Source organism: Sulfitobacter geojensis, from assembly GCF_000622325.1.
Classification (GTDB): domain Bacteria; phylum Pseudomonadota; class Alphaproteobacteria; order Rhodobacterales; family Rhodobacteraceae; genus Sulfitobacter; species Sulfitobacter geojensis.
The window spans coordinates 1,801,887-1,816,549 of the sequence record NZ_JASE01000005.1; the positions used below are offsets into that span (position 1 = coordinate 1,801,887).

The following is a 14,663-nucleotide window of genomic DNA, read 5'->3' on the forward strand; positions in this document are numbered from 1 at the left end:
TTTATCCTTTACCTTCACTCCCAGAGAATTCGGATTCTGGTAGAAAGCTTGGTACAGGTGTCAACGTTTATTGTTCCACAGTTGTTGGCGAAACTAAAGCTACTCAATAGCTACGGCAGGTTTGAAAACTTGGCCGATATTGCAGGTGAGTTCGATATTTCAGAGGACGCTGTCCGTTTTTGGTCAAAGGAGACAGCCGGTCAGGACGCAGGAACGATTCCACCCAAACGTATTGATAAGCTTCTGTCACTGTTCGCCGAAACACTACCCAACCAAAGCAACAGCGATATTGAGGTTCTTCTGAAAGGACCGCTCGCTGATCTCGAAGACGCAATGCGCCTTGGAGAGCACCGCGCATTGAGAAAAACTCTATGTGGCCGCACGGATATGAAATCTGGCAGGCTGATTCCCGTTAATATCTTTGGATTAGGGTTGGTTGTTGCCAACCGTCCGAGCAGGAAAGCTCATTGCAAATTTCCACTTGGGCAAAGCTTTCGCTTGGAGTTCACGTCTCAGCATCAGGGGAGGTATCTGCTTGGCATCCAGAAATCTCCACAAGGATGGGGATGTATCGAGGCGGACTGGTCTGCTGACAGAGGCCTGATTCACATGCCTGGAATGACCGAAGCGGGTGATTTTGGAAGTCTTGATGAAAGCTCAGATGATGGCGTAAGCCAGTTTTTTGCGTTTCAGTCTACCCGCCAGTTTCCGTCGGTGTTTGCCAAATCCTTGATGGATGAAGTTCCGCTCAGCAGATCAGAGATATCGCTCTTGGCCCAGTTCGTTCAAGAAACGCCAGAAACTGATGTTCACGTCATGCGCTTTGACGTCGAGTTCATCAATCCCGTCAGCGTTTGACGCTGAACTCATAGGGGCGTAGCATTGATGACACTTCAGCGCGTTTGGGTTCAAGCTGCTCAAGTTCCGTCGCCAATTCATCAGAATGGGCCATCTCTCGTAGTGTCCCGAACTCAAACATTCCCGGTATCGCCTTCTTGATCGGGTCGAATTCCTGCAGCGCCTTGCCGTGAAATTGCTCAAAGTCGTTGCTTTCGGCGAATAGCCTGTTTTGGGCTGTTTGCAGGAGGTTTTGCAGGCGCAATGACGGCGCAGGATGAGTGTCGCCCAAGGCAGTCTTGGCGTAGTCCTGAAACGCATCAAACAACCAAACCATTGCATATGAGGCGAAAACAGTGAGGCGGAGCGCTACATCTGGTTCGAGTTCGCGGATTCCCTCAATGTTCTCCATGTTCCGCATCTGGACAGCGCAACTTGCGAAAAAGGCCGACTCGTCGGCATCTAGTTCCAAGCAACGAAGGATTTGCTTCTGTTCGTCAGTAAGCGACCGCGCTTGATCTTTTGATTTGCCTGCTAGGCTTAGTTCTTGAGGCAATTCGTGAAGGCGCAAAGCAATATCGAGATTCTGCACCAAATCGACATGACCATTGAAGCAATGCGCCAGTTCATGCAGCCACACAAACCGTGTCATCAAGAAGGCGAGAAGTTGCGACGAAATATAGCGTTGTGGGTCTGTTGGGATCAGATGTTTGCTATGCTCATAATCAACACCGCCACCCTTCAGCGTGTTGTCCAATAACCAGATGCCGGGAAGCTGTTCGTTCCAAGGTTTGGGCGACGATTCTTTAGACGCGTCACCTAGATCGGGGAAGAATTCCTGCTGAGCAAAGCAGAACATGGCAAATTCGTTAATGGCGACGAAGAGCGCAACGTGGATGCCGAGAAAATACTCTTCTTCGAAGCGGTCAGCGAGGGCGTTGGGCGAGAAGGTATCAAGGAACCCAGCGTTAATCTTGAAACTTTCGTTCGCGCCTTTGGTCGCCTCTGATGTCCATCTAAATTGCTCGAAGGCGCTCTCTAAAGACACTTGGAAAATGTGTGTATTAGGGTCATCGGCATCTGGTTGAAAGACGCTTGTTCCGAGCCTCGTCCTTGCGAAGTTTTCTAACAAGATTGACTGATGATCCAACACTTTCTCCCCGGCAGTTGCATGAGACTGCGGTAACAAGCAATCTTGCCGTAGATATCAGTCAATACAAGAAGTAATCCAATGACTATCCGAAAGCAGTCCAGCGACTGGAAGCTCAATTTGGCTCCTTAGATAAAGACTTGCGAACGCCTTTTACTGTATTGCGTGGCTTCCAAAGGCGTACCAAAACCTAGTGCGAAGGAAAGGTGAGGTAAGGCAAGATGTGTGGGGGCAGACCCCACCACTTGGCAAGGGAGACGCTAGCGCTCTCCCGTTGCATCCCTCTTGCAGGTGGCCAGATCAGGACCTTAAGCCCATCCCAACCATCAGACCGTATCAACAGCTACCCCCTCACAGGGAGATTTTACTCTGCCTGCACTCATTGGAGAAAGGGCGTATAGCCGCCCCTTGAAACCCTATGACCATTCCATGGAAGCAACCGTTTGGCCGGTCGAACACAAACATCGCTAGATACGCTGATGGCTGTGGATAGATCGCTTATGGTTAGATTTGCTGATGCAGGCCATCAGGCCGCCTGTTATGGTTGTAAAAAAGAAGACAACCAATTTGAGGCGTTAGGGGGCGCAGAGCAGCATGAATGCAGTTGAGATCGAAGAAGCGATTTCCGCACTTGCCGAACAGCCATTTGACGCAACTGAGTTCCCCTTTGCGTTCCTGCTGGCATTTGGCAACAAGGCCACGACAATCAAACGCCTGCAAAGCGGATCATCTAACAAGTCCGACCAGGGCGGCATACTTCAGACCAACAACATCCACCTAAAGGTTTGCGCTGAAGGTGAAGTCACAACGACACTAGCGCAGCTCAAGGCCAGCCCTGCTACCACAAAGGCCAAGGCGAAATTCGTGCTGGCCACCGATGGCACCGATCTTGAGGCCGAAGACCTGACCACGGGCGAGACGATCGCTTGCGCCTACACTGACTTTCCCGATTACTTTGGCTTCTTCCTGCCCTTGGCAGGGATCAGCACCGTCAAGCAAATCCGAGAGAGCGCCTTTGACATCAAGGCAACCGGCCGTCTCAACCGGCTCTATGTCGAGCTGTTGAAGGACAACCCCGAATGGGGCACGGCCGCGCGCCGCCATGACATGAACCACTTCATGGCGCGGCTGATCTTCTGTTTCTTTGCCGAAGACACTGACATCTTCACCGAACCCGATCAGTTCACGGGAACGATCGAGCGAATGAGCGAGAGGGATAGCTCGAACACCGATGAGGTGATCAGCGAGCTTTTCCGTGCCATGAACACCAAGGCCGACGATCGCATGGCGGCAGGTATTGCCCGTTGGGCGAATGTCTTTCCATACGTGAACGGCGGGCTGTTTTCGGGCAGCACGGACGTGCCGCGTTTTTCCAAGATAGCGCGGTCTTACCTGATCCATATCGGCAGCCTCGACTGGACAAAGATCAACCCCGATATCTTTGGATCGATGATCCAGGCCGTGGCGGATGATGAAGAGCGCGGCGCGCTTGGCATGCACTACACATCCGTGCCGAACATCCTGAAGGTGCTCAATCCGCTCTTTCTTGATGATCTGCGAGAGAAGCTGGAAGAGGCAGGGGACAATCCTCGCAAGCTGCTAAACCTGCGCAACCGCATGGCCAAAATCAGGGTTTTCGATCCGGCCTGTGGATCGGGCAATTTCCTTGTCATTGCCTACAAGGAAATGCGCGCCATTGAGGCCGAAATCAACGAACTGAGGGACGAAGCCGATCGGCGCACGGAAATCCCGATCACCAATTTTCGTGGAATTGAGCTGCGCGATTTCCCTGCCGAAATCGCGCGGCTGGCGCTAATCATCGCCGAGTATCAGTGCGACGTGACCTATCGCGGCCAGAAGGAAGCCTTGGCAGAGTTTCTGCCGCTTGATGCAATGAACTGGATCACCTGCGGCAACGCCTTGCAACTTGATTGGCTGAGCGTCTGCCCGCCCACTGGAACAGGTGTCAAACATCAAGCTGATGATTTATTCGCTTCACCACTTGATCAGGCTCAGATCGACTTTGATAATGAAGGCGGGGAAACATACATCTGCGGGAATCCTCCGTTCAAAGGGGCTCGGAAGCAAGAAGCCCAAGAGAAGGAAGACCTTCAAAATGTGTTCTCGGGATTAACCAACAAGTGGAAAAACGTTGACTATGTTGGAGCATGGTTGATGAAGGCAGCTTTGTACAACGATGCTTGTGATGCGCCTTTTGCCTTTGTTTCCACCAATAGTCTTTGTCAGGGTCAACAGGTTCCAATCACATGGGGCTTACTTCAGCAGCGAGGCTTCAGGATCAGGTTTGCCCATACCTCGTTCAAATGGGCAAATCTTGCTGCCAACAAGGCTGGCGTCACCGTGGTGGTGACAGGTGTTGATCGTGAACAGGGTGGAACAAGATCGATTTATTCTGGTGACAACAGACGAGAAGTTGCCAACATAAACCCCTATCTTACTGAGCATGATATTAACGTAGTGCCAGCGCAAAAGAAGCCGCTATTTACTAAAATTCCCATGGAATATGGTGTCTATTACTCAAAGTCAGCGGGTTTGATCCTCGATTCTGAAGATAAAGACCTACTCGTGCAGACCGGTGTTCCTTTGCGTTTTGTGAAGCGCTTCCTAGGCTCTACTGAATACATCAACGGAAAGGAGCGTTTCTGTCTCTGGATATCTGATGACGAAGTTGATGAGGTCAGCCAGTATCCAGTTGTCCGAGAGCGGATTGAAAGCGTTCGATGCGATAGGCTCGAAACAAATGACGCTGCTGTTAATAAGCTCGCCGCCAAGCCGCATCAGTTTCGTGAGCGAAAGGGCGATGATGCCTCCAAGATTTTTGTCCCGATTGTTTCCTCTGAAAACCGTGAATACTTCCCCGCCGGATTAGCCGACCGTACCGTCATTCCTACAAATAAAGCATTTTACATCCCCGAAGGGCCTCTTTGGGCTTTAGCCATTATTTCATCGAAGCTGCATTTGGCCTGGATAGACACGATTTGTGGAAGGTTACGAACAGACTACTCATATTCCAATACGCTTGGATGGAACACATACCCGCTGCCTCCGCTTACCGAGAAGAACAAGGAAGACCTATCTCGCTGCGCTGAAGATATCCTTGTGGTGCGAGAAGCACATTTTCCCGCGACCATTGCTGATCTTTATGATCCCGAGAAGATGCCCGCCGACCTGCGCGCCGCACATGACCGCAACGACGAGACGCTTGAACGCATCTATATCGGTCGCCGCTTCCGCAACGACACCGAGCGGCTAGAAAAGCTTTTTGAGCTCTACACCAAGATGACCACCAAGGATTTGACCAAGACCAATTCGAGAATGAAAGCATAGCCCGATGACCAGTATCAAAAGCGTTCCCTCAGTTTCCGTGACCTACGCCCAAAACGGCGGCTCGACCAAATCGAACGAGCTTGGCATGCGGGCGATGCAGGAGCGCGCGTTTGAAAAGCGGGGCGAGCAGTATCTTCTGATCAAGTCACCGCCTGCCTCTGGTAAGAGCCGCGCGCTAATGTTCATCGCGCTCGACAAGCTGGCCAACCAAGGGATCAAGCAGGCAATCGTGGTGGTGCCGGAAAAGTCGATTGGCGCGAGCTTCAATGACGAACCGCTGAGCAAGTTTGGATTTTTCCATGATTGGCAGGTTGCGCCAAAATGGAACCTTTGCAACTCGCCTGGAACGGACGGCGGGAAGGTAAAATCAGTCACAGCATTTCTTGAGAGCGGCGATCAGATACTTGTTTGCACCCATGCGACCTTCCGCTTTGCCGTGGAAAAGCTTGGGGTCGAGGCGTTCGACGATCGGCTGATTGCCGTGGACGAGTTCCACCACGTCTCAGCTAGTGATGATAATATTCTGGGCAAGCAGCTCAATGAATTCATATCTCGTGACCGCGTGCATGTCGTTGCGATGACCGGCAGCTATTTTCGCGGTGATGCTGCCCCGATCTTGTTGCCCGAGAATGAGGCCAAGTTCGACACCATAACCTACACTTACTACGAGCAGTTGAACGGCTATAAATACCTGAAAACGCTCGATATCGGGTATTTCTTCTACTCAGGCTCCTATGCCGACGACATCCTGAAGGTGCTCGATCCGACCGAGAAGACGATCCTGCACATCCCGAATGTGAATTCGCGCGAAAGCACGAAGGACAAGCACCGCGAGGTCGAGCATATCATCGACGCATTGGGCGACTGGCAAGGTTCAGACCCTAAGACCGGCTTTCAGCTTGTGAAGACGCCCGAGGGGCGAATTCTGAAGATTGCCGATCTGGTGGATGATGAGGCGGTCAAGCGGGACAAGGTTTCAGCCGCGCTGAAAGACCCCGCGCAGAAGAACAACCGCGATCACGTGGACATCATTATCGCCCTAGGGATGGCCAAAGAGGGCTTTGACTGGATTTGGTGCGAGCATGCGTTGACGGTCGGTTATCGGGCAAGCCTGACCGAAATCGTGCAGATCATTGGGCGTGCGACACGCGATGCGATTGGCAAATCACGCGCCCGTTTCACCAATCTAATCGCTGAGCCCGATGCAGCCGAAGCAGCGGTCACTGAGGCCGTGAACGATACGCTGAAAGCGATCGCCGCCAGCTTGCTTATGGAACAGGTGCTTGCCCCGCGTTTCAACTTCACACCGAAGAGCCCCAAGAGCGGGCCGGTCGAAGGCTTTGACTACGGCGAGGGCGGTTACGATCCCAAGAAAGAGAACGTTGGGTTCAATGAAGAAAGTGGCCAGTTCCAGATCGAGATTAAGGGACTGGCAGAGCCAAAGAGCAAAGAGGCCACACGCATTTGCCAAGAGGATTTGAACGAGGTGATCACCGCCTTTGTTCAGGACAAGACAACGATCGAGCGCGGGCTGTTCGATGAAGAGCTTGTTCCTGAAGAGCTGACGCAGGTTCGCATGGGCAAGATCGTTGGCGCGAAGTTTCCCGAGCTCGATGCCGAGGATCAAGAGGCCGTGCGCCAGCATGCTGTCGCAGCCTTGAACCTGACGCAGAAAGCCAAAGAGGTCGCGCTTGCTGCGTCCGATGATGCCCAGGTGAGCGGCAACACGGCGCTGATCGACGGTGTGCGTAAGTTTGCGATGGACGTGCGAGAGCTCGACATTGATCTGATCGACCGGATCAATCCCTTCGGTGAAGCCTATGCGATCCTGGCCAAGACCATGAGCGAGGAAAGCCTCAAGCAGGTTGCGGCCGTGATTTCGGCTAAGAAAGTACAGCTCTCCCCTGAAGAGGCGCGAGACCTGGCGCGACGCGCTGCAAAGTTCAAGCAGGAGCGCGGACGCCTGCCAGATATTACGTCCTCTGATGCTTGGGAGAAAAAGATGGCTGAGGGTGTGGCTTACCTTGTGCGGATGAAGCAGGAGGCCGCCAATGGTTAAAGAGTTCACTGACGAAGATGACGCGCTTCTGGCCGAGCTTGGCGTCGAGGTCGAGACGAAGAAAGCCGTCATGCGCACACCCCGCGAAGAACGCATCATCGCAGGATTTGAAGAGATTAAGCGCTTTGCGGAGGAACACGAGCGCGAGCCGCAACATAGCGAAGAGCGTGACATCTTCGAACGCCTTTACGCCGTTCGGCTGGATCGCATTCGTGAGCTTCAGGAATGCCGCGAGCTGGTCGAGCCTTTGGATGAGACAGGACTTTTGACTGGTGCTGCAAAAGTGCCATTGGCTGACGCGGAAGAGCTTGATGATGATGCGCTCCTGGCCGAGCTTGGGATTGAGGTCGAAGCCCCCCCGATCACGGAGCTGAAGCACGTTCGCTCAACGGCAGAGAAGAAGGCTGCTGAAGAAATTGCAAGCCGTGACAGATGCGAGGACTTCGAGACCTTCAAGCCACTCTTCGAGCAGGTGCAGAAGGAGCTGAGCAGTAGCCTGCGTGAAACGCGCCGCTTCGAATTAAAAGCAGAAATTGAACCTGGGCGGTTTTTCATAGTGGGTGGCCAGAAAGCATACGTGGCGGAAATGGGTGAAAAATTTTCTAATGAGAAAGGGCACACGGACGCTCGCTTGCGAGTGATCTTCGACAATGGAACCGAGAGCAACATGCTGATGCGCTCGTTGCAACGCGCCTTGAACAAGGACGAAGCAGGGCGACGGATCACTGAGCCGACCGCCGGGCCCCTATTTTCTGATCAGACGATCGACGGGGACGAGGCAAGCGGCACCATCTATGTGTTGCGCAGCAAGGCCGATCATCCCCTTGTCGCGGATAATCGAGAGCTCGTGCATAAGATTGGTGTGACCAACATGAGCGTGGAAAAGCGCATCGCGGGGGCGCAACTTCAACCCACGTTCTTGATGGCCAATGTCGAGATCGTTGCGACCTACGAGCTCTACAACATCAATCGGACCAAGCTAGAAAACCTGATCCATCGCGTCTTTGAACCTGCACGGCTTGAGATCGAAATCATGGATCGTTTTGGACGGCCTGTCGTGCCCCGTGAATGGTTTCTCGTGCCGCTTTTTGTGATCAAGGAAGCGGTCGAACGGATCAAGGACGGCACGATTTCAGGCTACAGGTATGATCCGCAAGGGGCAAAACTAACAAAGCGAGGGGCATAAACTTTGCTCGAAACGCCATCCTCTCAAATTCCTTTTTTAAGGTTAGACAATGATTGATCGCATACAGCTGTTAAGAAATATTGGGCAATTCGATAATGTCAGCCCGCCCCAGCAGATTACGTTCACACCTTTTTCGCTGATCTATGGCGAGAATGGGCGCGGCAAGACTACTATTGCTGCCATACTGCGATCACTGGCGATCAGTGACCCTGCCTTAGTCCAGGAAAGGCAGCGGCTTGGCTCACAACACCCTCCACATGTCGTCATCGGCCATACAGCCGGACAATCAATATTTCAGAATGGCGCTTGGACTCAGCCCCTCACAAATATCGCAATTTTTGACGATGCTTTTGTCTCTGCGAATGTCTGCTCGGGGATCGAAGTCCAATCGGCACATCGGCAAGGGCTGCATGAGCTGATCCTTGGCGCTCAGGGCGTTGCTCTCAACAACACTCTACAAGGGCACGTGCGCCGCATCGAAGAGCACAATACAGCACTCCGTGATCTTGGCGATGCCATACCTGCAAACGCTCGCGGTTCGTACAATGTGGATGCGTTCTGCAGTCTTGCAGCTGATGAAGATATCGATACCAAGATACAGGATGCCGAGCGACGCCTGGCAGCCGCGCGTTCTACAGACGCGATACGGCAACGACCCGGATTTCAGGATTTTTTGCTTCCTGATTTTGACATCGAAGCCATTGATGCTGTTCTCAGTCGCGGCTTGCCTAACCTTGAAGCTGAAGCGGGTGAACGCGTTCGGGCGCACCTCGCAAAGCTTGGTCGCGGTGGTGAGACTTGGATATCTGAAGGCATGCCCCGCATCGAACAAGTGTCCGCCGATCCGGCAGCTGAAATTTGTCCTTTTTGCGCGCAAGATCTAGGCGGTTCGCAACTCATCGAGCATTACCGCGCCTATTTCTCCCAAGCATATGAGGATCTGAAGGCTGCTATTCGGGAAACGGGCCTATCCGTGCGCGATGCCCATGGTGGTGACATCTCCTCTGCCTTTGAGCGCGATATTCGCACGGCGGTTCAGGTACATGAATTCTGGAAAGACTTTGCCGAACTGCCCCAAGTCGACATCGACACAGCAGCTATTGCACGGCAATGGAACGCCGCCCGTGAGGCCGTTCTCGAACAGTTGCGCGCAAAAGCCTCAGCGCCGCTTGAGCCCATGGCGCTCACCCCTGAAGCGCGCCAGGCGATCGTCGATTTTCGTGCGAGGATCGAGGAAGTGGTGGCGCTGTCAGGACGCTTGGTATCCGCGAATGCGAAACTCGAAATTGTAAAGGAGCAGGCACAAGCCGATGACCTTGCAGCATTGACTGACGACCTTGTAAAATTCAAAGCGCAGAAGGCTCGTTTCGAACCCGCTGTTGTGCCACACTGCAATGCCTATCTGATCGAAAAGGCAGAAAAGACCGTAACCGAGGGGCTGCGCACGCAAGCCCGCGCAGCCCTTGACCATTATCGCGAGCAAATTTTTCCAACCTACGAAGCGACTATCAATGATTATCTTCGGCGGTTCGCGGCATCTTTTCGGCTCGGTGAAGTACAGTCGGTCAACACTCGTTCTGGATCATCGGCCTCGTACTCCGTTGTGATAAATCAGCAGAACGTGAACGTTAGTGCTGATACAGGGCCATCTTTCAGGAATACACTCAGCGCAGGCGATCGAAACACGTTGGCGCTCGCGTTCTTTTTTACCTCTCTGGAACAAGACCCTGATTTAGCTAATAAAATTGTCGTGATTGATGACCCGATGACCAGCCTTGATGAGCATCGTACTCTTCGCACACGCGAGGAAATTTTCGCAATATCTCAACGCGTTCAGCAGGTAATCGTGCTTTCGCATTCGAAACCCTTTCTTTGCCGTCTTTGGGAACAAGCGGATAGAAACGGCTCAACGGCGTTCCGCGTGAACAGGGCTGCGGTCGGCTCTGAACTTGCCGTATGGGATGTTCGGAATGACAGCGTGTCAGAAAACGACAAGCGACATGAACTTGCTAGGGGCTATTTAACCGCAGCCGATCCGGCAAGGGAGCGTGAGGTTGCAGCAGCCCTACGCCATATATTGGAAGCATTCATGCGGGTTGCTTGTCCAGAGCACTTCCCGCCAGGGCAGCTTCTCGGCAAATTCATCAGCAAATGTGAACAAAGACTTGGTACGAATAGCCAAATTCTCGGCGCTAATGATATCACTGAGCTGAGAGCTTTGCTCGCGTACGCAAACCAGTTTCACCATGATACCAACCCTGCTTGGCAGACAGCTGCGATCAATGATGCTGAGCTTACTGATTTTGCTGAAAGAACGCTTCTTTTTGCTTCACGCGGATGATTTGACACGCCCAATTTTGGAAGTCGTGAGGAAGAATTTTAAGTCTCATTATATTTGATTTTTAGCGCAGTCATAACTTCTTGATAAGTCTTCGAGAAAACTACTAACTCACATTTGAATTCGTTATTGTAGGCATTATGACAGAGAATCTAGATTTACAGACAACTTATAGCGCTATCCTAGAAGCTGCACGTGAACACCGTTTCATAAGCTACGGCGACTTGGCGAAGGCCAATGGCGCAGCTTGGCAGAACGTCCGTTACAAGATGAATACACACTTGGGTGATCTCGTTCAACTGGCGGCAAAACGTGGCTGGCCAATGCCTAGCGCTATAGTCGTTAATCAGAAAAACTTGAAAACCGGCAAGTTAGATGGCACGGCGCGAGAAGGGTTTGTCACGGCGGCCAAAGAGTTCGGCTTTGAGGTTGATGATCCTGCGGCTTTCGTCGAAAAACAGCAAAAAGCAATGTTTGAATGGGCTCCGGACGCACCAGAGAACCTAGGCTTGCCCGACACCCACGAAGAGACGGTAGTTGCTTCCGTAGGGCCAAAGTTTGTGCAGTTCTTTGGGCCAGTATTAGACGCTCTTCGTGATTTTGGTGGATCAGCGGAAGCCCGCCAAGTGATGGAAAAGGTTGTTGAGCTTGCAGATGTCACAGAAGCAGAACTGAGAGAGACGAACAAGAACGGCCAATCCAAATACGAAAACAAGGTCGGATGGGCCCGCTTTTATCTAGCGAAGGCAGGATTGGTTGACAGCAAAAAACGCGGTTTCTGGATCTTAACGCCGGAAGGACGGGAAACTTACCTCGACCATGTAAGTGCTGTCGCGCTCTTCAAAGACGTTCACGCCCGCTATCGTGATTCAGCCATCGACGATGAGGAAGCGGCACCTGAAGTCTTACAGGACATCAGCTCGGAGTTGTTCGATGATCCTGAGCGGCGTTTCTGGTTTGTCGGCGCATCCTGGGGTGATGATGGCGATCAGACTGAGCGTTTCCTAAAAGAAGGCGTCTGGAAAAACGGGTATGAGGAAAAGTTTGCGGAGAACGTGGCCCAAATGAAGGCTGGTGACCGCATCGCTATCAAAGCTTCATTTGTGAAAAAATATGGCCTTCCATTCGAAAATCTGGATAAGCCAGTTTCCTGCATGCGCATAAAAGCCATTGGAACGATCATTGAAGCGACAGAGGATGGACAGACCGTCAAGGTCGACTGGACAAGACTCGAAGAAGCAAAGGAATGGTATTTCTACACCTACCGGACCACATTAGTGGAGGCCGATGCGTCTGACAGCCTTGCTCGTCGCTTAATCCAATTTGCGTTCGGTGACAGTAAGCAAGACTATAATTTCTTTCTACGCCAACCATACTGGGCGAAAAAATATCAAAAGGCCGCTGATACGGTCACTGATTTGCAGATCGACGACGAAGAAGCCGAAGCGGATATCGAGGAAACGACCTTTGAAACCTACAACGTCGCCAACATCATTGGGGATGGATGCTTCTTACCTGAGGCAAACCTAAAAGATGCGTTAGCAAGGCTTTCGTCAAAAAAGAATTTGATCCTGCAAGGCCCTCCTGGCACTGGAAAAACTTGGCTTGCGAAGCGCTTGGCCTATGCTCTGATTGGGACCCAGGATCGAAAACTTACGCGCAAGCGGATGCGAGTGATCCAGTTTCATCCATCACTTTCCTATGAGGATTTTGTTCGCGGTTGGCGACCTGATGGGAATGGCCAGCTTAAGCTAACAGATGGCGTCTTTCTTGAAGCAGTAGAGGCTGCCCGCGCAGAGCGTGATCGCCCCTTTGTCGTCATCATCGAAGAGATCAATCGCGGCAATCCTGCACAAATTTTCGGTGAGATGCTCACGCTTCTCGAGAAAGACAAACGTCGCGAAGATGAGGCAATTGAACTAGCCTACCGCAATGAAGCCGGTGAACGCATCTATATTCCTGATAATCTCTATGTCATCGGGACTATGAACATCGCAGACCGTTCCCTCGCGTTGGTCGATCTGGCGTTGCGCAGACGTTTCGCCTTTGTGACGTTAGAGACAATGCTTAATGATTCCTGGATGAATTGGTGTGCGCAGCAGGCTGGCTTAGAAAAGCTCACAGTCACGAAGATCCGAGACTTGATGAATGAATTGAATGAGGAGATTGCGACCGACCGATCCCTTGGTGCGCAATTCCGCATCGGTCACAGCTATGTAACGCCTGCTTTAGGCGAGAAAATCAGTGATCCCGCTGAATGGTTCCGTCAGATCGTCGAAACGGAAATTGGCCCTCTTCTAGAAGAGTATTGGTTCGACAACCCCGACAAAGCGGCAAGTTCGACTAGGAAGCTTCTAGAGGGCTACTGATGGAAGCCTTGCAGGCAGAACAGATTGCTGGGCTGGATGCGCAACTTGCCTATGACAAGATTCCTCTCCGCAATGTCTGGCTACTATTTCTGTACGCGTCTGGTCTTGCGCAATTTCAAGACAGATTCGAAGCTGAAATTGAGGAGTCCCCAGATTTTAAGTCCCTGGTTGCACGTCTTCTTTGCTATGCGACTGAAAAGCGTCTCAGACGCAATCTGAGCTTTGGATACCAGCGACGTCATGACGTACTTCGTCGAGTGCGGGGGCGTATCGATATCTTGGAGAGTGTTTCGCGTGATCTTTTTCGGCGGGGCGAGGTCGCATGCAGATTTGACGAGCTGACTTTGGATACTCCGCGCAACCGGCTGGTTCTTGCGGCGTTAGAGCGATTACCCAGTTGTCTTGAGGACGCTGTGCTGGCCCATCGGTGCCGAACTCTCGTCCATGCTCTTGGTCGGGCAGGTGTGAGCAGCGTTATGCCTTCGCGAACTGAAATCGCTGCTGACCAGATTGCACGCCATGAGGGCGACGACCGTTTGATGATATCACTGGCAAAGGCCGTATTTGACCTCGTGCTGCCGACTGAGCAAGTAGGTACGCGCACATTGCTCAAGTCCCAACGTGACGAAACCGAGTTCCGAAAACTCTTTGAGAAGGCAGTTGCCAACTTTTTTGCGGCAGAACTCAAGCGCGAAGATGGATGGCGTGTCTTTCCCGGCAAGAAATTCAAATGGCCAGTTGTATCCAGTTCGTCTGGCATCAGTTCATACCTCCCTACGATGGAAACAGACATCATTCTTGAGAATATTCAGGAAGAACGGCGCGTCATTATTGATACGAAATTCACCGATGTCCTAACAAAGTCCCAATATGGTGGCGAGCGCTTCAAAACGGGGCACATCTATCAGCTCTATGCGTATCTTCGCAGTCAGGAGCGTTCTGATGATCCGATGTCTCTCTGTTCAGATGGTATTCTGCTTTATCCCTCTATTGATGTTGAAATAGATGAGACTGCACTTATTCAAAATCACCGTGTTCGCTTCGTCACCATAGATTTGGCACGACCAAGTGCGGAAGTCGTTGAAAAGTTGAGAGCTATTCCGACGCTCAGTTCATTGCTTTCGTCTTAAGGGACTCAGAAAGCTTATTTTCTTTCGATACATTAGACTCTTAACGCACCCTACGGGTCGGGCTGTCGTGAACCGAGCCTGAAGTCTCGGCCATGCGGCTTCCATCCCTCGCGTAAGACTTGGGGCCTTGCCCCTGGCGCACTTCGATAAAAACAGATCGAACAGAAAATTTCCTTGTCGGTTCCCCCTAAAGGTTTCCCCCAACAAGGCAATTTTCTTTCGCCGGTTTTTCCCTCCGTTTGCACC

Annotated in this window: 8 protein-coding genes; 7 read left to right on the forward strand and 1 reads right to left on the reverse strand. The window is 52.0% G+C overall.

The window, feature by feature from the left end:
* Positions 1-57: 57 nt before the first annotated feature.
* A complete protein-coding gene (locus Z947_RS0110815; RefSeq protein ID WP_205623827.1) occupies positions 58-858 on the forward strand; it encodes a hypothetical protein in 801 nt (266 codons plus the stop codon).
* On the opposite strand, the gene Z947_RS0110820 is transcribed toward Z947_RS0110815, so the two are convergent.
* A complete protein-coding gene (locus tag Z947_RS0110820; RefSeq protein ID WP_156026646.1) occupies positions 848-1,987 on the reverse strand; it encodes a hypothetical protein in 1,140 nt (379 codons plus the stop codon). The two genes, Z947_RS0110815 and Z947_RS0110820, sit on opposite strands and share 11 nt — an antisense overlap.
* 594 nt (positions 1,988-2,581) lie before the next feature.
* On the opposite strand from Z947_RS0110820, the gene Z947_RS0110825 reads away from it, so the two are divergent.
* The 6 genes from Z947_RS0110825 (at position 2,582) to mcrC (ending at position 14,417) form a co-directional block, all read left to right on the forward strand.
* Positions 2,582-5,335 (forward strand): class I SAM-dependent DNA methyltransferase, encoded by a 2,754-nt coding sequence (locus Z947_RS0110825; protein ID WP_025044327.1) that lies wholly within the window; start codon positions 2,582-2,584, stop codon positions 5,333-5,335.
* Positions 5,336-5,339: 4 nt separating this feature from the next.
* Complete coding sequence (locus tag Z947_RS0110830; protein WP_025044328.1) at positions 5,340-7,394, forward strand: DEAD/DEAH box helicase; 2,055 nt, start codon at positions 5,340-5,342, stop codon at positions 7,392-7,394.
* Positions 7,387-8,580, forward strand: a complete 1,194-nt coding sequence (locus Z947_RS0110835; protein ID WP_025044329.1) for a GIY-YIG nuclease family protein — start codon at positions 7,387-7,389, stop codon at positions 8,578-8,580. Before Z947_RS0110830 ends, Z947_RS0110835 begins: the two co-directional genes overlap by 8 nt.
* 49 nt (positions 8,581-8,629) lie before the next feature.
* Positions 8,630-10,921 carry an AAA family ATPase gene (locus tag Z947_RS0110840; protein ID WP_025044330.1) on the forward strand — a complete coding sequence of 764 codons (2,292 nt, stop codon included), beginning with the start codon at positions 8,630-8,632 and terminating at the stop codon, positions 10,919-10,921.
* Between the two features lie 137 nt (positions 10,922-11,058).
* Positions 11,059-13,287 (forward strand): AAA family ATPase, encoded by a 2,229-nt coding sequence (locus tag Z947_RS21000; protein WP_025044331.1) that lies wholly within the window; start codon positions 11,059-11,061, stop codon positions 13,285-13,287.
* Positions 13,287-14,417, forward strand: coding sequence for a 5-methylcytosine-specific restriction endonuclease system specificity protein McrC (mcrC, locus tag Z947_RS0110850; protein WP_025044332.1), 1,131 nt, complete (start codon positions 13,287-13,289; stop codon positions 14,415-14,417). The genes Z947_RS21000 and mcrC overlap by 1 nt, the downstream gene beginning before the upstream one ends.
* The last annotated feature ends 246 nt before the right edge of the window (positions 14,418-14,663 follow it).